Source organism: Micromonospora sp. NPDC023737, assembly GCF_040639715.1.
Lineage (GTDB): Bacteria > Actinomycetota > Actinomycetes > Mycobacteriales > Micromonosporaceae > Micromonospora.
The window spans coordinates 1-26,801 of record NZ_JBFAAL010000030.1 but is presented as its reverse complement, the minus strand read 5'-3'; the positions used below and the strand labels follow the sequence as shown (position 1 = coordinate 26,801).

The window sequence follows — 26,801 nt, the reverse complement described above, 5'->3', positions numbered from 1 at the left end:
TCTTCGGTTGTCCTCACAAACCATCGATGATCAACGCGGTGGCCGTCTCCATGCCTGCGCCACGCCCAACGCCGAAGCCAAATGACGTTGGAGTATTAGCCCTGCTGGGCGCACCAGCGCTGCGCCGCCTTGGTCAAGTCCTCGACGGTGGCTCGGCCGCCGTGCACCGCCCGGGAGAACAGCACCGCCCGCCGCCGCAGCCGGCGACGCGCCTCGCCTGATCGGGCGGCGCCGCGTCTGACGACTCGCTAGAAGGCACTTCCGCCATGAGTCATGGCGTTCGCAACGGTCCGCGCCGCCGGGCGGCTCCCCCTCGCAGTGGCCGAAGGTCCAGTTCGGCCGGGCGCTTCCCGAGGTGACCGCCAGCTGCTGCCGGGGGCCAGCGAGCAGCCGCACCAGCCTGCCACGACGCTCGACCAGCGGCGCACATGCCGCTGCTCCGCCCCTGGGCCCCCTTGCATCCGTCAACCGGGCCGAGGATTCACACTGGTGCGGTGGAGACTGGTGGGATTGAGTCAGCTCGAACTTGGCTGTTGACAGGGCAGCTGGCCCGCTTTGTTGGCTTGCCCGAGTCTGCCTGGCTTGATGTCAAGTCAGGGCCCTACCGACTCGATGATCCCGGAGGCGCAGCAGAACTGGCTAAGGACGTTGCCGCGTTCGCGAACGGAGGCGGTGGCCTACTCATAGTCGGGTTTTCAACCCGGCGCGAGGGCACCCGGGAAATCATCGAGAAGCTTCGACCGGTGCCGCGCAGCCTCGTAGACCTCGACCGCTATCGAAAGCTGGCACGGGAACGGGTCCAGCCGCACGTCAGAGGACTCGACATCACCTTCTACTCGACCGATGGCGACAGGGGCGTGCTGGTCATCGATGTTCCGCGTCAGCACGAATCGGCCAAGCCGTTTATTGTGGACATCTTCAATGGGAGGAGAGCGCCGGTTGTGGCGGTCCCCTTTCGGGACGGCGACGCCACGCAGTGGCTCTCGCACAGCAGCCTTCACCAGCTGCTCTCGGCAGGTTGGAACGCGTCGGACGGTCCGCGCGAGAACATCGTCCGAGCACTTCATGAAGGCGTCGCCTCAGCGCTACCCACGCGGAAGGAACCACAGGTTCCGCTTGTCGGCGTTGGGTCAGGCGCGGTAAGGCGCGAGTTCGAGACCGCATACGCCGCAGCAGGCGGTGAATCAGTCCTTGGTCATCCAACCGATGCGGTTACCTCGCTGGGCCCCGGCTTAATACAGCCACTCTCCGGCAGCAGGGAGCGACCCGGGGCAATCTTGTCCGCGCTACCCGGTCATGGGTGTGCGGTGGTGCCGGATCCGATGTGGGAGAGCTTGTGCCGTGCCGGAGGCGATGCGAATCAGGAATCCAGCATCAGCAAGATCGGGTTGCCAAAGACGCCAGCCGACGGGACACCGTTGGTTATTGACCGTGATGCGACGGTAGTGGAACTCGACGGCGGAAGTTGGGGAGCAGGCCGCCTTATCCGCTCATCGCCGCGCGAGCGGTGGATGTGGCACCCCATCCCGCGGCTTGACTTCCAGATAAGTTACAACACTCATTGGCCCGAGGGCGGTCACGTAGACGTCGTCGTTCGCGCCGTTCTCGACATCTCATGGCAAGGGTATCCGCAGCGCTCTCGTTCCTTGTCGAGGTCGGTTCGGGCGGACCACCAAGCCCTGCTGTCTGGCACCGGGTTCGCGGCGGTTCTGTCGAGCCTTTCCGCGCGTCGTGGCGCCAGGATCGCCCCACCGCCTTGGCAGCCGGCGGGCGGACAACACACCTACCACTCCGGCACCAGTTCGCACATGCGCGCCCGCCTCGCTGCACCTGATGGTGCCTCAGCACTGGCAGCGAACGCGATCCTTCAACTCGGCAGCCTTCGCTCTTCATCGTCTGTGATCGGATATGTGGATCTGAGTATCAATCTGGCTGCGTGGCGTAATGCCCTCGTGGATTCGGGAGCTTCTCTACCAGAGGGCGCGGACGTTAGGCTCTCACTCCCAGAGGTCATCGAGGTGTTGACCTCGGCATGGAGCACCGCGCTTGTCCTGCCGACTGCCCTAGCGGTGTCCTACGACGATCTGGCACTGGCTGCACCGCCGTTCATCGAAATGCACCTGCGAGCAGGCACACGCGCCGACAGTGGTGGCGGCTATCGCCAGCTGAGCCTCGCAGACGCCGTTGATCTTTCGATTCTAGGAGAGACGTCGGAAGCATTCCGATCAGAGACTGGGCTGCGGGTCGTGGGCCCCTTCGGACTCAATCGAGCCTCACAGCGCCGAATGGTGGCCGAGGGTCTCGACGAGCTGGCCCTTGGATGGGGACACTTCAACATCGACTCGGAAGCCCTGTTCGCCGAGATTGCTGACTGGCCGCTGTAGCCAGCAGCCGTCCCGTAGCTGCTCATCGATCTGGGCGCCGCGCCTGCCGCTCTCTTGCATTGCCCGGTTGGTCGCGGCGCCCTCGCTGGGTCTGGACTCCAGCTGAGGTCAGTCAGGCGATGCGCGCGTAGTCGGAGAAGGGGTCTTCGCCTTCGCCGAGTATCAGCGGCACGTGTCCGGCCTGGGCCGCGCGTACCGGACGCGGTGACGCCACCGGTGGTGCTCGTAGGCCGTGTCCACCTGAATCTCGGCCACGACGGTCGGCTCGACCTGGGCGTAACGCAGCGGCTCGGGCCGCTCGAACTGGCCCGACCACGTGGCGGGCAGCGGATCGGGCCAGGGGTGGATGACCGTTTGCCGTTCGGTCGGACGGGGCGGCGACAGCAGCGAAGCCAGCTCCAGACGCTGCGGCGTGGCCAGCGGGTGCGTTCGGCCGGTGTACCGGAGCCGACCCCGCCGGTCGAAGCGGCCGAGGAGAGCGGTGTCGGGGTTGCGGACGCTGCCGGTGACGCCGCCGATGATCGCCTCCGTGGTGGCATGTACCCGGAACTTCGCCCATCCTCGCCGGCCAGGCTCATACCGGCTGTCGAGCCGTTTGATCACCACACCCTCGACGCCAGCCGCGGTCCAGGTAGTCAGCCACTCGCTGACCTCGGACAGGTCGGCGCTTTGCGGGGTGACCGCCAGCTGCGGCGGGGCGCCGGCGAGCAGCCGCATCAGCCGGGCACGACGCTCGACCAGCGGCGCGTCGAGCACCGGCTCCCCGCCAGCGTCGACGAGAACGTCAAAGGTCACGTAGTAGGCCGGGTGCTCACGGGCTTCCCGCAGCAACTGTCGGCCGGCGGTGACCCGCCGCTGCAACAGGGCGAAGTTCGTCCGCCCGCGCTCCCAGACGACTAGTTCCCCGTCGAGCACCACACCGGGCGGGACGAAGGCCCGCACTGCCCGCGTGATGTCCGGGAAGTACGGCGTCAGATTCCTGCCGGCGCGGGACTGCAGGTAGACGTCGGAGGCTCCCCGAAAGGCCAGCGCCCGCCACCCATCCCACTTCGGTTCATAGGTCAAGTTCGGACCCTCGGGCACCGCGTCGACGGGCGCGGCCAGCATCGGGGCGACAGGCCGGCGTAGCACCGGCCCACCCGGCGACGTCTCCCACCGCCAGGCCGGACTCAACCCCTCCAGCCCCATCCGCCCCGACCGCGAGCGTCACTCATCTTCCCGTCCCTCCCCCGCTATGGTCGGGCAGCGGGAGTGGGCTCCGGGCGCAGATCAGGCCCGCTGATCGTGGGGGCCTCCGGAGCAGCGATCGCTACGTCCCACTCATCGGTTCTCGCGCCGGCCCGATGCCGGCACCCGGAGGCCCCCCGCACCACCCCTAGACCGTCCTAGGAGGATCGGTTTCAAAGTGGGCGGCCAGCACTGCACACCTGGCACGGCGCCCGCGCTGCTAGGTGGTGCTGCTGCGGTCCGTGCGGCACCTGATCGCGCCCGCAGTGGCCCTCAGCTCGATCGCTCCACGTCCGTTGTCTCACCCGCAGAACCGGCCTCTGACTGCGCCTCCATGAGCATGCCGTAGTAGGGCAGGACCACCAGTCGCAGGCACAACCACCACGCGTAGACCGCTGCAGCACTCCACGACTGGGGGTCGTTGAGCAACCCGTGCGCCAGGTCGTTACGCAGGTTTGGGCCGAGCTGTTCGCACAGCAGGGCACGCAGTTCTAGGGTGAGATCAGGTCCCAGCAGCTGCAGGGACTCTGGCATCTCAAGCAGGGTGTTGAGCCCCTTCTGCGTCTCGACGCCGTTCTCGTCCACGAAGAGTGTGAAGATCCCGTGGGCCTTCAGGCAATCACGCACCAGCTGCTCGACCTGGGGTACGAGCATCGAAATGGCCGACGGGAAGTCACGGGAAAGCCCGTGCCACAGCCCACGCGCCCACAGGCCGACGTGCCCCGGAGGGACGGCCGGCGATTCGTAGCAGATGTCGGTGAGGAATCCGGTGTCGAACCGGTGCTCGAGCATCAGCACCTCGAGGGCAGGGTAGATGAAGGCCTTGACGTGAAGATCGATCCTCCCACTGAATGACCGGACCACCTCGGCGAAGACTGCCTCGTCAGACGGCTCGCCCACGCCAAGCCCTGCCCGGGTGGCGACCTTCCGTGCATCCGTGCTGAGCGTCAAGCTTCCGACGAGAGACGATATGCCCCCCTGCATACGCTCTCGCTCGTCGGCCATCTCCTTCTTGGCGTCGATCAGCGGCACGATGTCTGCGAACCTTACGAGTGCTTCGAGTCGCTCCTTCCCAGACACCACCTTGCGCGCATCCTCAACGAAGGGAGTGATGTCGATCGAGCCCGACTGGATGAGCATCATCTCCTCTAGCGAGAGCTCTCGGACGTCAGCGAGCCGGTCCCGCAGCTGCTGGAGTTGCCCGTCGAGACCGCGCGCGAAGCGGTACTTCCGGGGAAGACCACGTATGGTCGCGATGGCCTTCTCGATAAACATGCCGACAACGGGCGCGCCCCTGTCCTGCGCTCGTCGCTCGTCCGCCTCGTCGATGTACGTCTGGGCGACGCGCTCAATGCACGCATTGGCGAGGTCTGTTTCGCCCGCCCGCAAGAACCAGATACAGGCGTGGCGCTCGTACGCGCGCCTGAGCCGATGGTTCGCGGCGACAGTAGTGGCAAGCGACACGAAGTGGTCGGCCAGATCCCGAGGTGCCTGATCAACGGACCTGACTTTGCGCAGCAGGTCCGAAATCTGGGTCAGCATGAAACCCGCAGAGCCATCCTTGGCAAGCAGAAACTCGGCCAGCTCCGTCGTCATCTCCATGACGGTCTGTCGGCCAGCCTTGCCTCGGCGCAGCGACAGCTCAAGCGCCCGTCGCCAGCCGTCACGACCCGACTCAAGCCAGGCGTCGCGCTCTAGCGGCACCGAGCGGTAAGCATCAACCGCAGCGGACAGTAGGTCCATGTTGCGCCGGTTGCCGTAGGACCACGCGATGTCAGCGGCCCTGGCCCTCAGGGCCGGCTCCTCAATGAGGGGCACGAGGCGCGCCAGCAACTCAAGCTCCGGCTCGCTGAAGTCTTCCGGGACGAACGATCGGCGGTTCCCGATCTGCATGGCGGGCGCGTACGGCTCCGTCCAGTTGTCGGGAACCAGCATGGGGGACGCCGCCTTCGCTAGCACGTCCAGCACGCGCGTCCTGAGGCTGTCCTCTCCTGCATCTACCCGAGCTTCAGCGCTCAGGCGGGCGAGGTCGTGCGAAAGCACCTCGGGGCATTCGTTCCCGCGTGAGAGGCCGTTCTCATCTACCACCGCGGGAGCCCACCAGGATGGGTCGATCGACGCCTCCGCCGCCCCTCCGTCCGAGGCTGTACTCGTCACCTGCGTCTCCTCCATGCTCTCGCCTGCACGGGCCCGGCGCGGCGTGCCCGATCACAATCCTTCAGCAGCAGTGGCCATAGCCGCGCGCGACGAACCCGCGGCCGGCCCGCGGCGGCCCGAGGATTAGTCGACCTTGCTCTCGGGGTCCGCGATGAAGGCCAGGAACTCGACACCGAGCGGAGTCGTCGCCGGCGCCCACAGTCCGTTCTCCGTCATCATCCCGGTGAGCGACTGGTTGATCAGGCCAGCGGTGGTGAGTGCACCGGCGTACCGGTCGATCAGATCGCGGCGGCCGGCAAGCTCCGGCATGCCGGCCTCGATGATGCCTGTCTTCGGGCCCATGGAGCTGTTCGGCCGAGGTATGCCGTGGCGGTCGAACCAGCCAGGCGGGTCGGACAGGAGCTTCAGCATTCGCACGTGGGTCGGGGTGAACCGGTCGATCATGTCGAAGAAGAGCTGCTGAGTGTCGACGTCGGGCGCGTCGGGCATCACGGAGTTGACGACCGCGTTGCGCAGCACCTCGAGCTTCTCGGCGCGCGAGGTGCGGTCGGCGATCTGCGCGGCCGTGGTCAGCGCGTCCATGAACGCGTCCTCGCCGATGAGCTGTGCGAAGTCGCCGACCTGCTCTTCGAGCTCGTGCACCTTCGCGGCGAGGTCGTTCAGCCATCGAGTGCGTCGGTCGGCAAGGCGCCGGCCAGCGAGTTCGTTGAAGGCGACCTGGAGGGCGCTGCCCGCGACGGGCACGAACGAAATTGCCATCTCGGCGGACTTCGCAAGCCCTTGCTTTCGGTCGCTGTCCTCTGGGTACAGTTCCACGCTGGGCATGATGCCCCACTGCCGCAACCTCGGGTCGGGAGGTGGGCGCTCGTTTGCCTGCCCGATGCCAGTGCAGCACGCGGTCGATGGCGCCCGAGCGAGCGGCGGGTAACCCGCCGCCCGCTCGCTGTCTGGGGGCCTCGCTACCCGACGGGTAAGCCCGTGGTCAACGCATCGACGCCGAGGAAGTCCCCGACGATCCGCCGCACCGGCTCGTGGTGCCGCCGCGTCGCATGCACGTAGACGTTCATCGTCGTGGTCACGCTCGCGTGCCCAGCCATCGTCCGCAACGCCGCCAGGTCGACGCCTTCGGTCGCCAGCAACGTCAGCAGCGAGTGCTGCAGCCCGTGCATCGTCATCCGGCGCGGCAGGCCCTTCTCCCGCGCCAGGTCGCGGATCTTCACCCACCGGTCCGTGTAGAAGTCCTCGTACCGCCAGTGGTTCCCGCGCGGCGCCACGAACACAAACTGCCGGCCCGGCTCCCGGCTGGCCGCCGCCACCCGCTCGGCGACCACCCGCATCACCTCGGCGGTCAGCGGCACCTCCCGGTAGCCCTGCTTCGTCTTCGGCTTCGGCTCGACCACCCACCGCCGGTTCACCTTCCGCAGGACCTGCACGATCGACACCGTGACCCGCGCGACGTTGACGGCCCGGGGCGGCAGCGCCGACACCTCACCCCACCGCAGCCCCGTCGACAGCTTGCACAGCAGCAGGTCCGCCGCCTCCGGGTCGACCGCGTACGCCGCCTCGAGGAACAGCCGGGCCTCGTCCGGGCTCTCCAGGATGTCCCGCTCGGCGCGCGGGCCCTCCGGTAGCGGCAGCCCGTCCATCGGATTCGACGTCCGCACGGCGGGCTCGCCGTCCTCGCCCGGCCGGCACGCCGCCTTGAAGATCGGAACCACCGTCTCGCCCCGGATGTTGGCAATCGTCTTCGCCGACAGCCCGCCGTCGCGCAGGCCCTGCTGCCACTCGCGCATCTCCCGCCGGGTGATCCCGGCGATCTGCCGGTCGCCGATCCGCGGGTAGACGTGCTTCTCCAGGCGCTCCCGGTACTTGCGCACCGTCTCCGGGTGCGGCTTTACCAGCTGGCCCAGCCGCTCCTCGGCGTACGCGCGGAAGGTCAGCTTCTCCTCGGCCGGCTGCGGCGCCGGCGTGACGCCGCTGGGCACCAGGTGGGCGAAGCCGTGCTCGACCAGCTGCTCCGGCGGCGGCACCCGGTGGCTGTTGGCCTCGACGAGCGCCTTGAAGCGCTTCGCGTCCACCTGGTAGTCGAACTGCTGGCTGGCCCACTTCCCGCTGCCGCCGGTGCGCCACTTCACCCGCCAGCGGATCTTCTTGCCGTCCTCCGATGGCCTCTTCTCGACTGTCGCCACTGTTCCTCCACGTGAACAGGCGGCCGTGGGTGTCGTCCGGGCCCGCCGCCGGTCGATGGACGGTCGCGCACCTATATGCGCAACGGTGGGACCGTAACCGTCTCCCTCAGCCCGGCGCAATGCCGGGCTGAGGCTCCGTCCTGATGGCTCCCCGGGAACGCATGTTCCCGAGATGTTCCCGGCGCGAAGATCAACCCGGAAACGACGAAGGCCGCCTAGCTGGATTTGCCCAGCTCAGCGGCCTGATTCGGTCGTACTTTGTTTGGTGTCCGAGGGGGGACTTGAACCCCCACGCCCTATACGGGCACTAGCACCTCAAGCTAGCGCGTCTGCCATTCCGCCACCCGGACTTACTCATCCAGCCTACCGTGTCGGCCTCGGTGATCTCGTCACCCGAGGGCCGCCCCGGCGGGCCGCACGGGGAGTTACTGTACACGGCCGAGGTGGATCATGCACATCGCGCTCCGCCGCACCGCGGGGCGCGTCGTTGGCCCAGGTCACGGCGCGGCCGTCAGCTACGCGCACAGGTCTGGGTAGCGTTCGAAGGCGTCTACCGGCAGCATGACCTTGTGTCCCATCCCTCCCCTCTGGCCGCCGTGCAGCACCGGGCACTCTCTTTGCGTGCCGCGGGCGACTTGACCGCTGCTCGTCGGGTGTTGACCGAGGTTGTCGAGTCGGCCCGCCCGCCGTACGGGAAAGACCACCCGGACGTGCTCAACACCGCGCACTTGCTGGCCCGGCTGCACCGGGAGGCCGACGACCCGCTCGCCGCGCGTCGGGTGCTCGAGGAGGCGTACACCGCGGGTGAGCATCGCTGGCACCCGAACGACCCCCTGATGCTGGCCCTCGTCTACGACCTGGCCGGTGTCTCCGAGGAGCTCGGCAATCGGCACGAGGCTCGCCGCAACTACCGGCGGATCGCCGCCGCCGGACCGACGGTGCTCGGTGCGGACCATCCAGCGGTACGCACGGCACTCCAGTACCTCGCGCAGCACGCCGGAGCCGCTCCGCCTGTCGCCCATCCGGCTGCCCCACCACCGCCGGGCCCGGCCCAGGCCGGCGCGATGGCGGCTCTGTCCGGCCCGACGTTGGCGTTCAAAACGCTGCCGCCGATCCAGCGCACTGGTCCGTCGGCGCCGGGTAACCAGCCGCCTGCGGCGCATCCGCCGGCCGCCGTACCGCCACCGGCGGGGCCGACCCCGCCGGCCCCGCAACAGGCACCCGGCCCAGTGCCGCCGCCGTCGCCGTGGGCGCCGCAGCCCGGCGCCTCCGCTGCCCCGCCCCCGCCTCCGCTCCCGCCGCAGTCCGGCACCCCGGTACCGCCCCCGCCCGCGTCACCCTGGGCGCCGCAGCCCGGTCCGGTCGAGCCGCCACCTCCGCCTGCCACGCCGTGGGCCCCACCCGCCGCGCCCGCAGCGCCGGCGGCACACTTCCCGTCACCGACCGGGCCCGTGCCGCCGGTGACGCCCCCGGTAACGGGCCCACCGGCGGCTCAGGTCACACCTCCCCAGCCCCAGGTCCCGACACCACCGGCGGCTCCGGTCACACCTCCCCCGCCGCCGGTCGCGGCACCGGCGCAGCCCACCGTGCCGCCCGGGCACGTCGCGCCGCCTCCACCGGTCACCCCGGCAGTGCCACCGCCTCCGGCTCCTGCCACCGTTCCGGCACACGGAGCCCTGCCGCCGGTCGCTCCGCCGCAGGTACCCGGCACCATGCCGCCACCGCACTCCGGCGCACCGGTCCCTCCGCCCCCGGCAGCCCCGGCGGTGCCGCCTCCTCCGACCGGGCCTTCGCTGCCTCCGCTGCCCGGAGTGCCGGTACCTCCGGCCGTCCCGCCGCCGCCTGTCGCCCCTGCGGCGCAGCCCGTCACCGGCTCGGTGCCGCATCCGGGGCCGCCTTCCCGACCGAACGTCGGCACGGAGTCCGGCCCGGTCCGACCCGAGCCCCGGCAGCCGGCTCCGGACGCGCCCGGCGGGCTAGCCGCAGGCGGCCAGGCCCCGTCGCATCCGGCCAGCGCCGGCTCGCCGGCGTGGGACCGGCCGACGATCCGAGTGCAGCAGATCGAGCCGCTGATGGCCGACGAGATCGCTCGGGCCAGAGCCGGCCAGCGTGATCGGGTCCAGGAGCCGCAGCCGGTCAGCGCACCATCCCACCAACCCGGACCGGAATCCGCCTCGTCCAACGATCAGGGGCTCTGGCCGGGCCACGCACAGCCGGCCGCGGTGCCACCGGTCGTCGGGTCGCCGGCCACGTCGCCGCCGACCGGCACCCCGGCGGGGTACGCGCCAGCGGCCGGTGACCCGCAGCCGGCCGGCGGTCCCCAGGTGCCGGCGTGGAGGGAGAACGCGCCGCAGTGGGGCGCCACCGCCGAGCTGCAGGTGCTGCCGCACTCGGCGCCTCGGGTTTCGGCCGTGGAGGCGGCGTCGCCGTCCGTTGACCCGACCACTCCCGGCACCCTCGCGGGCGAGCCGCCGCACCCGGCGCTCGGCTCGACCGACCCGATGCCGGAAGAGCCGGGAAAGCGTGGTCATGGTCGGGCGGCGACGACAGTGGCGGTGACCGCCGCCGTGGTGGTGGCCGCGGCAGCCGCGGCGACGGGTGTGGGCGCGATGGTGCTGAGCGGCGAGGGCGGGTCGACAGCGATCACCCCGTCGGCCGCGGAGTTGACGGTGACCGGACCGCCACCGGGGGACGTACGGCTGCGTGACGAGCTGAGCACGATCACGTTGACCTGGGCGGACCCGTCCGGCGGGAAGGTGCCGTTCACGGTTGTCGGCGGTCGCGTGGGGCAGCCGATGCGGGCGATGGCCACGGTGGACCCGGGCCGGACCAGTTACACGGTGAACGGGTTGAATCCTCGGCTGGACTACTGCTTCACCGTGCTCGCGGCCTGGCCTACGGGGACCTTCGCCACTTCCGCTCAGGTGTGTACGGGACGCGCGGGCGGCGCTCCGACGACGTGACGTGAGAGATCGGGTGGCGACGAAGCTCGCCGGGGCAGAGGTGCAAGCCTTCCGTACACGCTCGGTGTCCACAGGCGGACGCTGCGGGTTCCCCCGGCTGTGACCTGGCCCATATGATGGCACCGGCTTAGGGCCGGGGATCGCCGAAAGAGTGCGCCACCTGGCACGACGACACGGGAGGCAGCCGGTAGTGGCCACCATCGACGACGCGGCACACGCCGGGTCCGACACCTCCCGCCGGCGACCGAGGCCGCGGGGTGGGTTGGTCACCATCGCGACGGTGGTCGCGCTGCTCGCCGCGATGGGGCTCACCGTGCACGGGCTCGGCGCCGCCGACAACGCGGTCGCCAACTACGACGCGAGTTCCTGGCTGTGGAGTGCGGCGCGCAGCGAGCTGGCCCGGGTCAACGGGGTCACCGCGCGCGTCGACACGCGCACCGAGGTGCCGGGCGCCCGGCGGCACCCGATGGAGGTCGCCCAGACCGACCGGATGCTCATCCTGCGCGACCTGAGTACCGGGCAGGTCAGCTCGCTGGATCTGGCCACGCTGCAGATGACCGCGACCACACCGACCACGCCCGGGCTCGGGGTCAACGTCGCGTTGCACGAGGACGCGGCCTTCGTGATCGACGCCGTCCAAGGCGTCGTGCGGCAGCTGGATCCGCGTTCGCTCACGCCCGTCGGCGAGCCGGTCCGGTACCTTCCGGGCATCACCGGCGGCTCGTTCGACGGGGCGGGTCGACTCTGGATCGGAGTGCCGAGCGAGGGCACGGTCTCGGCGGTCACCGCCGCCGACCTGCCGGACGATCCCGCGTCGGCCTCCCCCGGGGCCGGACTCAGCCCGGAGCGGGTCGAGACGTACCAGGTGGCCGATCCTGCGCACGAGCTGGTGATCTCCACCCTGGACGACGGGGTCGCGGTGCTCGATCGCACCGCGGGTGCGCTGGTCACGGTACGCGGAGGCACGGTCCGGCCGACGAAGCTCACGATGACTTCGCCGGGTGCGCTTCCGGCGCGTACCAGCGGGCCGAGGGTGCCCGTCACGATGCCCGAAGAACGGCGGGTGCACGTGGTCACCGAGGATGGCGGTGAGGTGGCCGCGTTCACCGTGCCGGGCAGCGGCGACCAGCTCAGCCCGGCGGTGGCCTGGGCGGACCGTTTCTACTGCGCGGACGAGGCGACCGGCACGATCTACACGTTCGACACCCACGGCAGGCTCGTCGACACCATCCGCGGTAAGGCCACCGGCCCGCTGGAGCTGGAGGTACGGGAGAACCACCTCTTCATCAACGCGCCCGACTCGGCGACCGCCCGGGTGGTGGACGACAAGCACCAGGTTCGTGAGGTCGACAAGTACGCCAACGACGTGCTCGGCGGTGACCCGCCGCCGGCTCCCCCGCCGCCACCTCCGCCGAAGAAGCCGAAGGTCGGCAAGCCGGGTGCGCCGCGCAGCGTGACCGCTGCCGCCGGCAACGCGCAGGCTCGGGTGAGCTGGCGGCCGGCACCCAGCAACGGCGCCGCGATCATCCGGTACGTGGTGGAGGGCGCCGGGCAGCGGCACGAGGTGGGCGCCAACCAGCGGGCCGTGGAGATCAAGGGTTTGACCAACGGCGAGACCTACCGGTTCTCGGTGCACGCGGTCAACGCCAAGGGCGCAGGCCCGTCACGGCGCAGCAACCGGGTCACGCCGACGGCCGCCGTGCCCGACCCGCCGGCCAGTGTCACCGCGCAGGAACGGCCGGACGGCACTGTCCTGGTTCGGTGGCCTGCCGGGAACGGGCAGGGTAACAAGATCGCGCGGTACTCGGTGACCGCGTCCTCGGCGGGCGCGAACGCCCCGGTCGGCGAATCCACCAAGACCGAGCTCGTGGTGCCCGCGGGTGAACTGGAGTACGGCACGCAGTACGCGTTCACGGTGGTCTCGGTAAACGACAAGGGTGTGGCGTCGGCGACCTCCCCGGTGAGCAACACCGTCGTGCCGTACGCGGCGCCGGGGCGTCCGGCCGAGCTGCGGGCCAGCACGGTGCCGGACCAGCCGGGCACGATTTCGCTGCAGTGGGCGCCGGCCGCGCCGAACGGCCGACCGGTGACGAGATACCTGGTCGACGCGGGTGGGCGGACCAGCGAGGTGAGCGACACCCGGGCCACGGTGGAGGGGCTGGGCGACGGGCGCAACATCACCGTGCGGGTGAAGGCGGTCAACGAGGCGGGGGCCGGCCCGGAGGCGACCGCGACCGCCCGTACGGTCGCCGAGCCGCGGGTCACGGTGACCGGCTCGTCGGCGACCGCCACCTCGGCCACGGTGTCGTTCACCGTGGACGCCGGGGGCGGCAAGGCGACCTGCACGTTGAGCGCACCGGGCGAGCCGACGAAGTCCGGCAGCTGCACCGGCATCACGATGAGCGGTCTAGCCCCGGGCACCAAGTACACGTTCACGGTGACCGCGAGCAACGCCGCCGGCCGCGGCACCGCCACCCGGGCCCAGATCACCAACGACCTGTACGGCATCGCGACCTGCAACAACGGCGACTCCGGCGAGGAGGCCACGTACTGCGACAAGGACGTGGACGGCCGCAACGGCAACGAGATCTTCGCGGTGGCCCGGCAGGACAACGACCGGCAGGTCGGCTGGGCGAAGCCGGGCACCCGGCTGAAGGCGTACTGCAAGAAGCGGGGCGAAGAGGTGTACGCCTACATCTACAACAAAGACAAGCGCAGCACCTGGTGGGTGCAGGTCGCGTACGAGGGAAAGAACTACATTCCCTGGGCCTGGCTGAACCTGGAGGGCGGCGACGACATCGACGTCCTGCCCACCTGCTGACCAGCCCCAGGCAAGGAGCGCCACGCACGTGAACACCCACGAACCGCTCACCCAGACGGAGGTGCAGGGCTTCGCCTCTCTCGCCGCCCGGCTGGCCGAGAACGTCAACACGGTCGTCCTGGGCAAACCGCAGGTGGTCCGGCTCGCGCTCACCGCGCTCTTCGCCCAGGGGCACGTACTGCTGGAGGACGTCCCCGGCGTCGGCAAGACCACGCTCGCGCGGGCGATCGCGGCTACCGTGCGGGGCCAGTGGCGGCGGATCCAGTTCACGCCGGACCTGCTTCCCTCGGACGTCTCCGGGGTGACCATCTTCAACCAGGCCAGCCGGGACTTCGAGTTCCACCCGGGGCCGGTGTTCGCCAACATCGTCATCGCCGACGAGATCAACCGCGCCTCACCGAAGACCCAGTCGGCGCTGCTCGAGGTCATGGAGGAACGCACGGTCACCGTGGACGGTGTCCGGCATCAGGTGCCGCAACCGTTCCTGGTGGTCGCCACGCAGAACCCGGTGGAGATGGACGGCACCTACCGGCTGCCGGAGGCCCAGCTCGACCGGTTCCTGGTGAAGCTCTCCGTCGGCTACCCCAACGAGGCGGTCGAGGTCGAGGTGCTGCGCGGGGCGACCGTCCGCTCCCCGGAGGCACTCGCCGCGGTCACCGACACGACCACCGTCGGAGAGATGATCCGGATGGCCCGCCGGGTGCACATCGCCGAGCCGCTCTACGCGTACGCGGTGCGGCTCGCCGCGGCCACGCGGAACCATCCGCAGGTGCGCGTCGGCGTCAGCCCCCGGGGCGTCATCGCGTTGACCCGCGCCGCGTGCGCGTACGCGCTCACCGACGGCCGGGGCTGGATCATGCCGGAGGATCTGAAGACACTGGCCGAGCCGGTCTTCGCGCACCGGCTGCTGCTGACCCCGGAGGCACAGGTGCGTGGGGTGACCGCCGCCGAGGTGCTGCGTCAGGCGATCGCCTCCGTGCCGGTCCCGCTGCCGTCCGGCCAGCCGGCCCCGGTGCAGGGGTGACCGGCCGCACCGGCGTCGGGGTCACCGCTCGGGGGATCGGGCTGCTCGTGGCGGCTGTCGTACTGCTCGGCGTCGGCGTCCGGTTCGCGTACCCCGAGCTGACGCTGCTCGGCGCGGCGGCCGGCGTCGCGGTCGGCTACGCCGCGCTGGTCGCGACCTGGCGGCCCCGGCTGACCGTCATCCGCACCGCCACCCCCGACCGGGTGGGGCGTGGCGAGCCCGCCAGCATGCATCTGACCGTACGCAACACGGGGCGGCTGCGGGCGGTGAACCTCCTCGCCGAGGACCGGTGCGACGACCGGTGGGTGCCCGTCCCGCTGCTTCGGCTCCGACCGGGCCGGGACACCGCCGTCCGGTACGACGTGCCCACCGTGCGCCGGGGTGTGGTCCGGGTGGGCCCGCTGCGGGTGACCCGCCGGGACCCGCTCGGGCTGGTCGCGTCGGCCCGCCCGTACGGCGGCACCGTGCCGATCTGGGTGCACCCGCGGATCCACCCGCTCAACGCGGTGCCGACCGGCGCGGGGCGCAGCCTGGACGGCCGTGCCGACGCCGTGCCGCACGGGTCGATCACGTTCGACTCGCTCCGGGAGTACGTGATCGGTGACGAGCTGAGCCGGGTGCACTGGCGCACCAGTGCCCGGGTGGGCGAGCTGATGGTGCGGGAGAACGTGGACACCAGCCTGCCCCGCATCGTGGTGCTGCTGGACAACCGCGCCGCCGCGCACCCGTACCGCGGCGGCGGGCCGTCCGAGTCTTTCGAAGCCTGCTGCGAGGCGGCGGCGTCGATCGTCACCGCGGCGCACCGGGCCGACGTGCCGGCGATGCTGCTGCTGGTGGCCGCGGAACGCGCCCCGGACGCGACGGACGGCGGCACGACGGCGGGTGCCGTACGCGGATGGTCCGGCCTGCGCGCCCGCCGCCGTCCGGCCGAACGCGCCGACGCCGCCCCGGACGGCGGCGACGCCCCGGCCGGTCCGCTGGACCGGCTGGCCGGTGCCGAACTCGTCGCCGGTGTCGGCGCCCTGCAGGCGACCGCGACCCGCCTGCGACGCGACCGGCTCGGCGACACGCTGGTCTTCCTCACCGGGCCGGGCGGCCGGGGCGACCTCGGGCACATCGGGGCGCTACGCGGCCCGTACCCCTCGGTGGTGGTCGGGGTGCTCGGCGCGGCCGACCCGACGCCGCCGGGCGCGGCCGGCCTGGTGGTGATCGACGCTGCCGACGGGGCCGCGTTCGCCGCCGAGTGGGACCGGGTCAGGCGATGGTGAGCACGCGCGACGGACGAACACCGGCCGAGGTGGACCTGAACGGTCGGGCTGCCCGGCCGAGCCGCCAACCGGGCAGGTGGCACCGGATGGCGGCCGCGCTGCGGGCGGCTCCGGTGCCACTCGCGCTGATCGCCATGACCGCGCTGGCGGGCGTGGTGCTCGGCCGGGTGTACGCGGGGCCACTGCTACCGCGGCTGGTCGCCGGCGCCGCGCTCGGTTCGGTGCTGGTCAGCGTGGCCGCCCGGCGACTGCCGTCCTGGCTGGTCGCGCCGCTGTCGGTAGTGGCCATGGCGGGCTGGACCGCCTGGTCGATGCGGCAAGCCGCCGTGCTCGCCGACTTGCCGGGCAGCCTGGCCGGCGTGACCGGGGACGCCGCGCGTAACGGCATCCCCCGGCTGCTCACCGCCATGATCCCGATCGAGCCCACGCCGGACACGGTGCTCGTACCGCTGGTGGCCACCTGGTTGGCGGGGCTGACCGGCGCTGAGGTGGCGCTGCGGGCCGGCCGGGTGCTCGCCGGCTACCTGCCCCCGGTGCTCCTCTACGCGGGCGCGCTCTACGTGGTCGGACCGAACGCCGCGCCGGCGCTCTGGCCCACCGTCGTCTTCGTGGCGGTCGCGGCCCTCGGCCTGGTCGCCTCCGCCCGACCTGAACCGGACGCCGGCGCCCCGGACGCCGGGCCGGCGACCACCCTGCGGGCCGCCGTGCGGCTCCGTCTCGCGGCCGGCGCCGCGTTCGGGACGGTGGCGGTGGTCGGCCTGGTCGCGGCGATCGGTCCGACGGTCGTCGCGCAGGTCGACGGCCGGCCCGTGGACCCCCGCCGGTACGTGGAGCCGCCGCAGGTGGAGACGCTGGACGAGAATCCGCTGGTCCGGATCTCCGGTTGGGCGCTGCACCCGGAGCAGGAGCTGCTGCGGGTACGCACCGACCGGCCGGACGGAGTTCCGGGCCCCGGTGCGGCCGCGTCACCCGGCGCCGATCAAGCCACGGGAGCGGAGGACGACCTGCCACGCGGCGACGGTGTCCGGATCCGGTTGGCGGTGCTGAGCGACTACGACGGGGTCACCTGGCGGGTCGGTGCGACGTACCGCAACGCGGGGCGGATCCTGCCAACGGCCGTCCCGGCGCCCGGCAGCACCGTGGAGACCATCCGGCAGGAGATCACCATCGGTGAGCTGAGCGGCCGGCTGCTGCCGGCGGTAGCCACCCCCCGTGAGGTCAGCGGCGCGCGGGTGGCGTACGACCCGTCGACGGGCACCCTGATCCGGCCGGAGGGGCTGGCTCCGGGGCTGCGGTACACGGTCACCTCGGACCGGGAACGCCCGGACGAGAACCTGCTCGCCATCGCGAACGTACCGGCCGGTGACTCGGTGGCCCGGGTGCTGCGGGTGGCCGACGGGGTGCCCGAGCCGTTGCGCCGCCTCGCCGCCCAACTCGCCGAGGAGAACGGCGCCCCGTACGCGCGGGCCACGGCGGTCGAGCAGTTCCTTGCCGAGCACTACCGGCTGGTGGCGGACGCGCCGAGCGGCCACGCCTATCCGAACCTGGCCTTCTTCCTCTTCGGTCCCCGCAATGCCGGCGGGCAGCGCGGCACGTCGGAGCAGTTCGCGGCCGCGTTCGCGGTGCTCGGCCGGCTCACCGGGTTGCCGACCCGGGTGGTGGTCGGCTTCGAGTCGACCGGGGACGGGCCGGTACGGGCCGGTGCCGCGTACGCCTGGCCGGAGGTGCTCTTCGACGGGCTCGGCTGGGTGCCGTTCGACCCGCTGCCCCGCCCCGACGAGGAGCCACGGCCGGTGGAGGAGGACTTCCGCCCCGTACCGGACGACCCACCACCGTCCGAGGCGCCGGAACCGACCGTGGAGCCCACCGCCGCACCGGGGCCGGTGGCCGCAGCGGACGGGCCGGTCGAGGACCAGGGCGTGCCGACGCCAGTGCTGGTGGGTGGCGGAGCCGCAGGCCTGCTGCTGCTGGTCGGGGCGGGGCTGCTCACCCTGCTCGCGCTGCGTCGGGCGCTGACCCGGGGCCGCCTCGAACGGGGTGACCCCGGCGAGCGCATCGCCGGCGCCTGGCGGGAGGTCACGGACGCGCTGCGGCTGGCCGGTCAACCGGTCGGACCCGACCTGGCCGCCACCGAGGTGGCGCTTCGCGCCCGCCGCGCCGTCGCCGCGTCCGGGCCGCCGGGGGGCACGACGGGTTCACCCGTCGAAGGCGCGGCGGAGCAGTCCGGCGCAGAGGTCCCCGCGCCCGCCGGCGCGGCGCGGTACGGCAGCGCAGGGTCGACCGGCACGTCGTGGGCGGAACCGGCGGCGGTGCGCGTCGGCAGGTCGCAGGACGGCGCGCTGCTGGAGGACGAGGCCCGCATCCGCGCAGCCGACGAGGTGGAGGAGTTGGCCGGCCTGCTGAACCAGGTCGCCTTCGCGCCCGGTACGGCCACGCCCGAGCAGGCCGCGCGGGCCGTCGTGGTCGCCACCGCCTACGTGGCCGCCCTGCGGGCGACCCGCTCCGGCTGGCGTCGGCTGCTCTGGTCCGTCCACCCCGGACCGCTTCGCCGGGCCCGCTGACCCGTCGCTCCGCGTCCCGTTCCTCGGCCCACGATGATGAGAGCCCCCTCTTGTGAACGGGCGTCGATCTGCCAGGGTCGTGTGTCGACGTCGACAGCGCGTACGCTCGATGGCATGCCGGCAGCGGGTGACGTCATCGACCTGGACAGGCCCAGTCGGGAGCCGGCACAATCGGCAGCTGCCGGCGGCCGCCGCCCGGTGACTCTCCGGCTGGTCGCCGCCTTCGTTGTCGGCTGCGTGCTCGGCGGTGTCGTTGTCAACGAGTTGCGGCGCTCGCCGGCAGCACAGGAGCGGAACATGTCCGTCTCACTGGTGGCTCTCCCCGCGTCAGCCAGCGGCGGAGCGTCGGATGCCAGCGGCGTGCTGCGACTGGACGCGCAGCTGGCACTGATCAACGCAGGTCCCGGGCCGATCACGGTTCATACGGCTACCGCAGAGGGGCCGGGTGTCGTGGTCGATGACACCGGCCAATCTCGGCTGCTACAGCCCGGTGGCTCCGGCTGGATCGACGTCAAGCTGGGCCTCGATTGCGCTGTCGCGTTCGGGACCGAGCCGTTGTCGGTGCAATTCCAGGTCGAGACCGCCGACGGGCAGATCCGAGACGTCAGCTACCCCGTCGCACTCGTGGGAAGCGTCTGGCACCGTGCGGCCGAGCAGCCCTGCGAGCTCCTCCGAGAGACGGCGGAGCGTCGCCGGTAGCGCTCGGAAAGCCGGTGTGACCACGGTGGCTACCGCTTCCACGATCGGCAGGCAAGTAGTCGCTGGCCGGCGTTGACACTAGCTACCGGTACCACCTGCCTCTCCGGGCGGCGTGGGCGTGGGATTGAGCGAACTCGTCGACGGTGAGCGGAACCCCGCCGGCCCGGCCGACGTCCGACCTGCCATGCGGAGCAGACGAATCGTGGCGCCGGCCTTCGTGCTCCTCCTGGCCGGCTGCGCGGTCCAAACGATCCCGACGCCCGGACCGGTGTCGCCGCTGTCCCTGCCGACGATCGGGCCGGGCGCGCGGGACTGCGGCACACTCGTCCTTCGCCAGGGCCAGGAGGTTCCGGCCGACGCGGCTCGGTGCGTGATCGAGGCCGTCGAGGCCCGGCAGCCGGCCCGCCTGATCGTCACGTCCCCCACGGATGAAGGAGATCCCATCACCACCAGCTACACCGTCGCAGTTGACGGGCGCGTAGAGGTGACCACCGACTCCCGGGCCGACCGGTACGGTGCCGGAAACGTGGAGCGCCGGACTTGCACGGAACCGACCGTCCAGAAGGGCGGCTGGTTGAGCTTCGCCACCTGCTCGCCCCCGGAGGTTTCGACGGCAACCGCCGGGACCGGACCCGATCAGCGGCCTCCCCGACCGCCACTCGCGGGCGGGTCAGGGCGTTAGCCGGCGGACGAGCTTGCGCAGCCCGGCCTGCCAGCCGTCCGGGTCCTCGGCGCGGCGGCGGGCGTACGCGGCGACCTCCGGGTGCGGGAGGATCAGGAAACGCTCTTCGGCCAGCCCGGCAACAGCGGCGTCCGCGACCTGGTCGGGGGTGAGCACCGCACCGGAGGCGGCCACGACCCGCGCGCCCAGGTGACCGGCGGCCAGCCCGTCGGCGAGCATCGGCGTGTCCACTCCCTGCGGGCAGAGCGCGCTCACCCGGATCCCCCGGTCCCGGTAGGTGACCGACAGCCACTCGGCGAAACCGAGCGCCGCGTGTTTCGTCGCGGTGTACGGGGCGTCGCCGACCGCGGTCAGCACGCCCGCCGCCGAGCAGGTGTGCAGCAGGTGACCGCCGCCCTGGGCGAGCATTCCCGGCAGCACCGCCCGGGCCGAGTAGACGTGCGCGAGCACGTTCACCCGCCAGGCCCGGTCCCACCCCGGGTCGTCGATCTCGATCCCGCCACCGGTGGTGATACCCGCGTTCGCGCAGAACAGGTCGATCCGGCCGTACCGCCGCTCGGTGTCGGCGACCAGTGCGCGTATCTGTTCTTCGTCGGTGACGTCGACGGCCACCGGATGTGCGATCGGGCCGATGCTGTCGGCGACCGCGCGAACGGCTTCGGAGTTCACGTCGGCCAGGACGACGGCGGCGGCGCCCTCTGCGGTGAACCGGCGGGCCAGCGCGGCACCGATGCCGCCTGCCGCGCCGGTGATCACCACGATCCGGTCGGTCAGGTTCACCTAGTTCTCCTCTCCCGCGCCGGACCGGGAACCCGCGCCGGACATCGAGGTCGACGCGGACGTCGGATCGGGAATCACGACCGGACCATCGCCCGGGCCGACGGCCTCGGCCGGGACGCCGGACGACGAGGGAGCGGGCGCTGCCGGACCGGCCGCCTCCGCTGGGGCGGAGGCCGGGGGCGCGAGTGCCGCCGGGCCGAGCCGGGCGATGAGGTCGGCCAGCGCCGCCGGTCCGCCGGCGGCCAGTTCGGGCGTCGGCAGCACCGCGAGTACGGGTACGTCGACGCCTGCGTCGGCGTACCGCTGCACCTGCTGGCGGACCTGCTCGGCCGAACCGTGCAGCACGAGCGCGTCGACCAGCTCGTCCGGCACCGCGGCCAGCGCGCCACGCCGGTCGCCGTCCGCCCAGGCCCTCCACATCGGCCCGAGCACATCCTCGCGGCCGAGCCAACGGTGAAACGCGGCGTACGCGGGGACGGTGAGGTAGCTGGTGATCAGCCGGCGGCCGAGCTTCCGGGCGTGTTCGGCGTCCTCGGTGGGGCAGACGAAGATCCGGGCGGTGACCTCGAATCCCGGCCCGGGCGAGCCCAGCTCGGCCAGGGCGCGCGGCACGTCGTCGGCGGCCAGCCAGTTGAGGATGACCCCGTCGGCCTCCGCGCCGGCCAGCCGGAGCATGCCGGGACGCAGCGCGGCCAGCACGAGCCGCGGTGGTACGGCGGGCGGACGTTCCAGGGCGAACCGGCGCACGGTGAAGGTGTCGAACGTGCCGTCCACCGTCTCGCCGGCCAACGCGGCGCGCAGGAAGCGGAGCACGTCACGGGTGCGCCGGTACGGCTCGGTGAACGGCACCGCGTTCCAGTCCTGCACCACCACCGGTGAGGAGGATCCGATGCCGAGCGCGAACCGGCCGGGCGCGATCTCGGCGAGTGCGGCGGCGCTCATCGCGAGCAGCCCGGGCCCTCGGGTGAAAGCGGGCACCACGGCGGTGCCCAGCCGCAGGCGAGGCTGCCAGACGGCGGCAAGCGTCAACGGGGTGAACGCGTCGGTCCCCGCCACCTCGGAGGACCAGAGGTCGGTGAAGCCGGCTCGGGCGAGGGCCGCGTAGACCGCGGCGTGGTCGGCGAGCGGAACTCCGGTCAACGGTACCGTCATGCCCCATCGCTTCGTCATCGGTCGATACTGCCCGGTAACCGAGCACCGGAGCAAGATCCGAGTTCCATCCGTCCATCCGCGTACGCCGATGGCAGGTCCGGCGCGGCGGGTTAGTCTCTGCGGGTGACCTTCTCGATCGTCGCCCGTTCCGATGACGGACAGCTGCACGGCGTCGCCGTGGCCAGCAAGTTCCTCGCCGCCGGTGCCCTCGTCCCGGCCGCCGAGGCCGACGTCGGCGCGCTGGCCACGCAGGCCAGCGCCAACCTCGCCTACCGCCCGCAGGGGCTGACCATGCTGCGCACCGGGGTGGCCGCCGCCGACGTGGTGGCCGGCCTGGTCGCCGCGGACGCCGAGCGGGACCACCGCCAGCTCGGGGTGGTGGCCGCCACCGGCGCGGGCGCCACGTTCACCGGGGCGAAGTGTCACGACTGGGCCGGCGGTCAGGCCGGGGACGGTTGGGCCGCGCAGGGCAACATCCTCGCCGGCCCGCAGGTCATCGACGCGATGCGGGACGCCTGGCTGGGTGGTTCGGCGCTGGGGTTCGCGGAGCGGCTGCTCGTCGCGCTGCGTGCGGGTGACGACGCCGGGGGTGACCGGCGTGGCCGGCAGAGCGCCGGGCTGCTCGTGGTGCGCGCCGGCGGGGGGTACGGCGGCAACAGTGACGTGGTGGTGGACCTGCGGGTCGACGATCACCCCGATCCGGTAAGCGAGCTCGACCGGCTGCTCGCCGTGCACACCCTGCTGTTCACCCGGCCCGACCCGGCGAGCCTGCTCGACCTCAGCGGCGCGGTGGCCGCCGAGGTGGGCGCGTTGCTCGCCGCGCTCGGCCACCCGGTCGACGATCCGGAGGAGGCGCTGGCCTCGTGGGCCGGGATGGAGAACCTGGAGGAGCGGCTGGTTCCGGGGCGGATCGACCCGGTCGTGCTGGAGCACCTGCGTCGGGCCGCTCCGCACGTGCCCGCGCCCCGCACCGGGGCCTGACCCGCGCTGTTCCGAGGTGGCCGACCGGCCCAGCGGCCGGTCGGCCCAGCGGCCAGCCGGTCGGCCCGGTGGCCAGCCGGCCCGGTTCCGCCACCGTCCCGCGGCACTCCGGGGCAGGCCGACGGCACTCCGGGGCGGGCCGATGCCCTCACCGCGTCAGCGTGCCCGTGACACAGCTGAGCACCCGCCCCTGGCCGCTGGGCGCGACCGAGGTGGTCGTGGCGAAGCCGTGCGCGGCGAGCAGCCGTTCGGTGGCGGAGACGTTCGCGGCCGTCGGCCGCTCACCGAACACGTAGAGCCGGCCCTCCGGGACGAGCAGGTGCCGCAGGCGATCCATCTGCGCCGTGGCGGAACCCAGCCAGAAGAGGCTGACGTTCACCGCGAAGATCTTGGTGAAGTGGCCGGGCGGGAAGTCGACCGACTCCAACTCCGCACGTCGGATCTCGACGCGGCCCGAGCTGATGTGGATCTCGTTGCGTTTCGCCGCGAGCCGGGCCATCGTCGCCGAGCGGTCGATGGCGACGATCCGCCCGCCCGTGAGCCGTTCCGCGACCAGGGACACCGCGGTACCCCGGCCACAGCCGACCTCCAGCACCTGGTCGTCGGGGGCGATGGCCATCGTCTCCACCACCCATCGTTGCCGGTGGGAGACTCGTCGGGCCTTCTCAGGTCGGGCGGCCGCCGTCGCCTGCGTCGACCGCTGCGCCCGCGGGGTGAGGTCACCCACGTCCGGGTGCTCGGCCAGTTCACGGCAGCTCACGGGGTCACTCCCCCGCCCGGCGGCAGACATCGACACCGCGGAGACGGCCGATCGCCATGGAGCGCACGGGCGCGATGCTACCCGCCCGACTGGTGGCGGACCCCGTGCCTGGTGATCGCGTACACCCGCACCGGCTCGCGATGCCGACCAGACCGACCAGGCGCCCAGTTCGGTTCACCGTGAACCCTCCGTCGGCGTTCTGCTGATAACAGGGTGAACCCTCTCCGCGCCCACGAAAGGCCGCGTATGAATCGGACACACCGAGGCAGGATCGTCGACGAGATGGAGGACGACGCGACCATCATCGGGAAGTCCGCGCTGGAGCCCGAACAGTTCGCCCCGATCTTCGACCGGCACGCTCCCCACATCCACCGGTACCTGGCCCGGCGGCTGGGCCGGGCGGCCGCCGACGATCTCGTGGCCGAGACGTTCCTCACCGCGTTCCGCAAACGGCAGCAGTACGACCCGCAGCGGCGCGACGCCCGGCCCTGGTTGTACGGGATCGCCACCAACCTGGTCGCCCAGCATCGGCGGGACGAGCTGCGCGAGTACCGCCTGCGGCGAGTGCTCAGCGTGGAACGGGACGAGGCGTCCCCCGCCGACCAGGTCGCCGCAGACGTGACGGCCCAGGCACTTCACCAGCTGCTGACCGAGGCCCTGGCCGAGTTGGCCCCCGGCGACCGCGACGTGCTGCTCCTGATCGCCTGGGAGGAGCTGACCTACGAGGAGGTGGCAGCGGCACTGGCGATTCCGGTCGGCACCGTTCGGTCCCGGCTGAACCGAGCCCGCAAGAAGGTACGCAGGACGCTGGGCGAGACCAACCCCAGCACGGTATTCGAGGAGAGCCCCAGCAATGGATGATCTGCAACTGCTCCGGGAGCTGAGGCGGGACACGCCTCTCCTGGAGTCCGACGAGCTCAAGCCCGCCCGCGCCCGGCTCGCCGCCGCGATGGACGCGGAGCGGATCGACGGGGAACGCTCACGACGCTCGGTGCGACACCGCCGCCCGGTACGGCGTCTCATGATGGCCGGCTGGGCGACCGCCAGCGTCGCCGCCGCCATCGCTGCCGTGCTTGTCCTGGCCCCGGACAAGATCGGTGGCCAGGTCCCGGCGGCCAACGCGGAGGCGGCCCAGGTCCTGCACAACGCGGCGACTGCGGCGCTCAGGCTTCCGGACGTCGAGCCGCGCCCGGACCAGTTCGTCTACACGAAGAGCCGGTCCGGTGGCTCGACACAGGAGACGTGGCTGTCGGTGGACGGAACCCGTGACGGGCTGGTCCGGCAGACGCCCGCCGACGAGTTGGAGAGCTATCCCGTTCCCGGCTGCCGCGACGGCCGGGCCGCCACGACGAAGGGCGGCCGGATGGACCCGGAGCAGACCGAGCCGTGCACGCCGACGCCGGCGTACCTGCCCGACCTGCCGACCGACCCTGACGCGATGCTCGACTACCTGAACGACAACCACAGCGGTGAGTCGGGCGATCCGAACGCCATGGGGAAAGACGTCTACGAGCTGATCGCGACGAAGTACCTTCGCCCTGAGGCGCGGGCCGCGCTCTACCAGGCTGCGGCGAAGATCCCCGGGCTCAGGGCCGTGCCGGACGTGAAGGACGGCGCAGGGAGGCCGGGCATCGGCATCACCTGGTCGTCGGAGGGGAAGACCGGCGTGCTGGTCTTCGATGCGAGCACCTACGCCTTCCTCGGCATGGCCGACACCTCGGCCACGCTGGAGGTCGCCGTCGTGACTGCGGCGGGCCGGCGACCCTGATCTCAGGCAGGCCGACGACAGAGCGGGCCCAACTGCCCGCGGTGTCCAACGTCGGCCGCGCCCGGCAGCGTCCCGGCTCGGTTCGGGCCGGGCCGCGCCGGTAGACCCGACGCGGGCAGGACGGGGACCGACCTACGGGACGGTCCCCGTCCTCCGCGCGGTCACCGCAGGCCGAAGGCCCGAGTGGTGCTCTGGTCGACGCTGTTACCTCGCGCGTCCCGGGCGGTGGCCCGCAGGGTGACGAACCGCGCGTTGTGCGGCGCGTCGATCCGGGTACGCCAGCCGTCGCCGCCGCGCTTGAGCTTGGCGTGGTGCCAGGTGACCCCGTCGTCGTACGACAGGTCGACCGTGACCGTGCGGATGGCGGACGCCTCGGTCGCCGTCGGTAGGTGCAGTGCGGTGACGGTGAGGTCGGCGTTGCGTTTCGCCTTCCCGTCCACGTCGGTGTCGACGGCGTAGTCGAGCTGAATCAGGGACGGGTTCCACACCGAGCTGACCGCGCCGGAGGTGAAGCCCCACTCCGTCCGGGTGGCGGTGGAGTACGGCCCGGCCCAGGCGTCACGCCGGTTCTCGGACACGAGGCGGTACGGCAGCGGCTCCCGGCTGAGCTTGTCGCTGCTCAACATCGGCTCATCGAGGTCAAGGCCGACGGAGAGCCAACGGCGCGCCGCCGCCGCGTTGCCTGAGGTCTGGCGCCGGGACCTGCTGGTCGGCGAGGGGCGAATAACGGGAAGTGGAGTCGCGGGCTGGGCACGAGCAGGGATCAGGAGCTCGCCTCGGCTGCCGGTTGCGACCGGCTCCGGTGGGCCCGCCACGCCTCGCCGATGTCGATGAACTGCTGGATATCACCGAGTCCCAGGGTGCCAAGCCGTGCTTCGCGATACGCAGGAAGCCAGCCGGGTAACTCGTCGTCGGGGTGCAGGATGAGGAGTTCTTCCGCGGACATCCACGTATGGGCAAGGAACCAGCGGTGGTACTGCGTCGTCGGCGCCGACTCGCCCGTATCCCGGACGGTATCTGCGGGAAGATCACCAGACCTGTGCTGCGGTTGAGTGGGATCGACACCGCGTCGGCGGTGAGCAGTCCGACGCCGGGGTCATCGTCCGGCGCGCGCCACAGGCATACCGGCTGGTCGGAAGTGAACAGCCGTCGCCGCTGGAACGTGACGACTCGGAGGTCCCCCACCCTGTCGTCGATCCGGGCACCGACCTCAACGACTATCGTTGTCCGGGTCGAACCAAGATCGTGATAACTGAGGGTGCCTGTTTTGGCGCCCGAGCCGCCGCGCGCATCGCGGCTACCTATTGACTGGTGGTACGACCGCAGCCAGGCCAGGCTTGGTCGAGGTGACCGGCGGAGTCGCTCTCATCGCGGCTGCCCACCGC

General features: G+C 71.8%; 18 protein-coding genes, 1 tRNA gene and 2 pseudogenes. 11 read left to right on the top strand and 10 right to left on the bottom strand.

Annotated elements, in window-relative coordinates; translation table 11 throughout:
* Nucleotides 1-494 precede the first annotated feature (494 nt).
* Nucleotides 495-2,384, top strand: a complete 1,890-nt coding sequence (locus AB0F98_RS31190) for an ATP-binding protein (RefSeq protein ID WP_357742976.1) — start codon at nucleotides 495-497, stop codon at nucleotides 2,382-2,384.
* A gap of 162 nt (nucleotides 2,385-2,546) precedes the next feature.
* On the opposite strand, the gene AB0F98_RS31185 is transcribed toward AB0F98_RS31190, so the two are convergent.
* The 5 genes from AB0F98_RS31185 to AB0F98_RS31165 form a co-directional block, all read right to left on the bottom strand.
* On the bottom strand, nucleotides 2,547-3,449 hold the full coding sequence (locus tag AB0F98_RS31185; protein ID WP_357742973.1) for an ATP-dependent DNA ligase: 903 nt from the start codon (nucleotides 3,447-3,449) through the stop codon (nucleotides 2,547-2,549).
* A 435-nt stretch (nucleotides 3,450-3,884) separates the two neighbouring features.
* Nucleotides 3,885-5,783 carry a DUF4209 domain-containing protein gene (locus AB0F98_RS31180; protein WP_357742970.1) on the bottom strand — a complete coding sequence of 633 codons (1,899 nt, stop codon included), beginning with the start codon at nucleotides 5,781-5,783 and terminating at the stop codon, nucleotides 3,885-3,887.
* A 108-nt stretch (nucleotides 5,784-5,891) separates the two neighbouring features.
* Nucleotides 5,892-6,584: a hypothetical protein gene (locus tag AB0F98_RS31175; protein ID WP_357742968.1), complete on the bottom strand. Its 693-nt coding sequence runs from the start codon at nucleotides 6,582-6,584 to the stop codon at nucleotides 5,892-5,894.
* Between the two features lie 143 nt (nucleotides 6,585-6,727).
* Nucleotides 6,728-7,957, bottom strand: a complete 1,230-nt coding sequence (locus AB0F98_RS31170) for a tyrosine-type recombinase/integrase (protein WP_357742966.1) — start codon at nucleotides 7,955-7,957, stop codon at nucleotides 6,728-6,730.
* Nucleotides 7,958-8,220: 263 nt separating this feature from the next.
* Nucleotides 8,221-8,307 (bottom strand) — tRNA-Leu (locus AB0F98_RS31165).
* Between the two features lie 219 nt (nucleotides 8,308-8,526).
* Here AB0F98_RS31165 and AB0F98_RS31160 point away from each other — a divergent pair.
* The 7 genes and pseudogenes from AB0F98_RS31160 to AB0F98_RS31130 form a co-directional block, all read left to right on the top strand.
* Nucleotides 8,527-8,943, top strand: a pseudogene (locus tag AB0F98_RS31160) (tetratricopeptide repeat protein); the annotation flags it as partial.
* A gap of 1,065 nt (nucleotides 8,944-10,008) precedes the next feature.
* Nucleotides 10,009-10,920, top strand: a complete 912-nt coding sequence (locus AB0F98_RS31155) for a hypothetical protein (protein WP_357742979.1) — start codon at nucleotides 10,009-10,011, stop codon at nucleotides 10,918-10,920.
* 190 nt (nucleotides 10,921-11,110) lie between these two features.
* Nucleotides 11,111-13,741, top strand: a complete 2,631-nt coding sequence (locus AB0F98_RS31150; protein ID WP_357742963.1) for a fibronectin type III domain-containing protein — start codon at nucleotides 11,111-11,113, stop codon at nucleotides 13,739-13,741.
* Nucleotides 13,742-13,769: 28 nt separating this feature from the next.
* Complete coding sequence (locus AB0F98_RS31145; RefSeq protein ID WP_357742960.1) at nucleotides 13,770-14,765, top strand: MoxR family ATPase; 996 nt, start codon at nucleotides 13,770-13,772, stop codon at nucleotides 14,763-14,765.
* Nucleotides 14,762-16,033, top strand: coding sequence for a DUF58 domain-containing protein (locus AB0F98_RS31140; RefSeq protein WP_357742957.1), 1,272 nt, complete (start codon nucleotides 14,762-14,764; stop codon nucleotides 16,031-16,033). Before AB0F98_RS31145 ends, AB0F98_RS31140 begins: the two co-directional genes overlap by 4 nt.
* Nucleotides 16,034-16,119: 86 nt before the next feature.
* Nucleotides 16,120-18,594 (top strand): DUF3488 and transglutaminase-like domain-containing protein, encoded by a 2,475-nt coding sequence (locus tag AB0F98_RS31135; protein ID WP_357742955.1) that lies wholly within the window; start codon nucleotides 16,120-16,122, stop codon nucleotides 18,592-18,594.
* A gap of 114 nt (nucleotides 18,595-18,708) precedes the next feature.
* Complete coding sequence (locus AB0F98_RS31130) at nucleotides 18,709-19,293, top strand: hypothetical protein (RefSeq protein ID WP_357742952.1); 585 nt, start codon at nucleotides 18,709-18,711, stop codon at nucleotides 19,291-19,293.
* A 670-nt stretch (nucleotides 19,294-19,963) separates the two neighbouring features.
* Here the strand turns inward: AB0F98_RS31130 and AB0F98_RS31125 are convergent.
* Both AB0F98_RS31125 and AB0F98_RS31120 read right to left on the bottom strand, forming a co-directional pair.
* A complete protein-coding gene (locus AB0F98_RS31125; RefSeq protein ID WP_357742949.1) occupies nucleotides 19,964-20,755 on the bottom strand; it encodes an SDR family oxidoreductase in 792 nt (263 codons plus the stop codon).
* A 195-nt stretch (nucleotides 20,756-20,950) separates the two neighbouring features.
* Nucleotides 20,951-21,907, bottom strand: a pseudogene (locus AB0F98_RS31120) (LLM class F420-dependent oxidoreductase); the annotation flags it as partial.
* A 123-nt stretch (nucleotides 21,908-22,030) separates the two neighbouring features.
* Here AB0F98_RS31120 and AB0F98_RS31115 point away from each other — a divergent pair.
* Complete coding sequence (locus AB0F98_RS31115; protein ID WP_357742946.1) at nucleotides 22,031-22,888, top strand: DUF1028 domain-containing protein; 858 nt, start codon at nucleotides 22,031-22,033, stop codon at nucleotides 22,886-22,888.
* A 148-nt stretch (nucleotides 22,889-23,036) separates the two neighbouring features.
* Here AB0F98_RS31115 and AB0F98_RS31110 read toward each other — a convergent pair whose 3' ends face one another.
* The gene (locus tag AB0F98_RS31110) at nucleotides 23,037-23,648 is read right to left on the bottom strand and encodes a class I SAM-dependent methyltransferase (RefSeq protein ID WP_357742943.1); all 612 of its coding nucleotides are present in this window, start codon (nucleotides 23,646-23,648) and stop codon (nucleotides 23,037-23,039) included.
* Between the two features lie 282 nt (nucleotides 23,649-23,930).
* Between AB0F98_RS31110 and AB0F98_RS31105 the strand changes: the two genes are divergently transcribed.
* Both AB0F98_RS31105 and AB0F98_RS31100 read left to right on the top strand, forming a co-directional pair.
* Entirely contained in the window at nucleotides 23,931-24,509 is a 579-nt protein-coding gene (locus AB0F98_RS31105; RefSeq protein WP_357742940.1) for an RNA polymerase sigma factor, read from the top strand.
* Nucleotides 24,502-25,416, top strand: a complete 915-nt coding sequence (locus tag AB0F98_RS31100; protein ID WP_357742938.1) for a CU044_5270 family protein — start codon at nucleotides 24,502-24,504, stop codon at nucleotides 25,414-25,416. Before AB0F98_RS31105 ends, AB0F98_RS31100 begins: the two co-directional genes overlap by 8 nt.
* A 161-nt stretch (nucleotides 25,417-25,577) precedes the next feature.
* Here AB0F98_RS31100 and AB0F98_RS31095 read toward each other — a convergent pair whose 3' ends face one another.
* Both AB0F98_RS31095 and AB0F98_RS31090 read right to left on the bottom strand, forming a co-directional pair.
* Nucleotides 25,578-26,042: a hypothetical protein gene (locus tag AB0F98_RS31095; RefSeq protein WP_357742935.1), complete on the bottom strand. Its 465-nt coding sequence runs from the start codon at nucleotides 26,040-26,042 to the stop codon at nucleotides 25,578-25,580.
* A 137-nt stretch (nucleotides 26,043-26,179) separates the two neighbouring features.
* Nucleotides 26,180-26,362 carry a hypothetical protein gene (locus AB0F98_RS31090; RefSeq protein WP_357742932.1) on the bottom strand — a complete coding sequence of 61 codons (183 nt, stop codon included), beginning with the start codon at nucleotides 26,360-26,362 and terminating at the stop codon, nucleotides 26,180-26,182.
* Nucleotides 26,363-26,801: the final 439 nt, after the last annotated feature.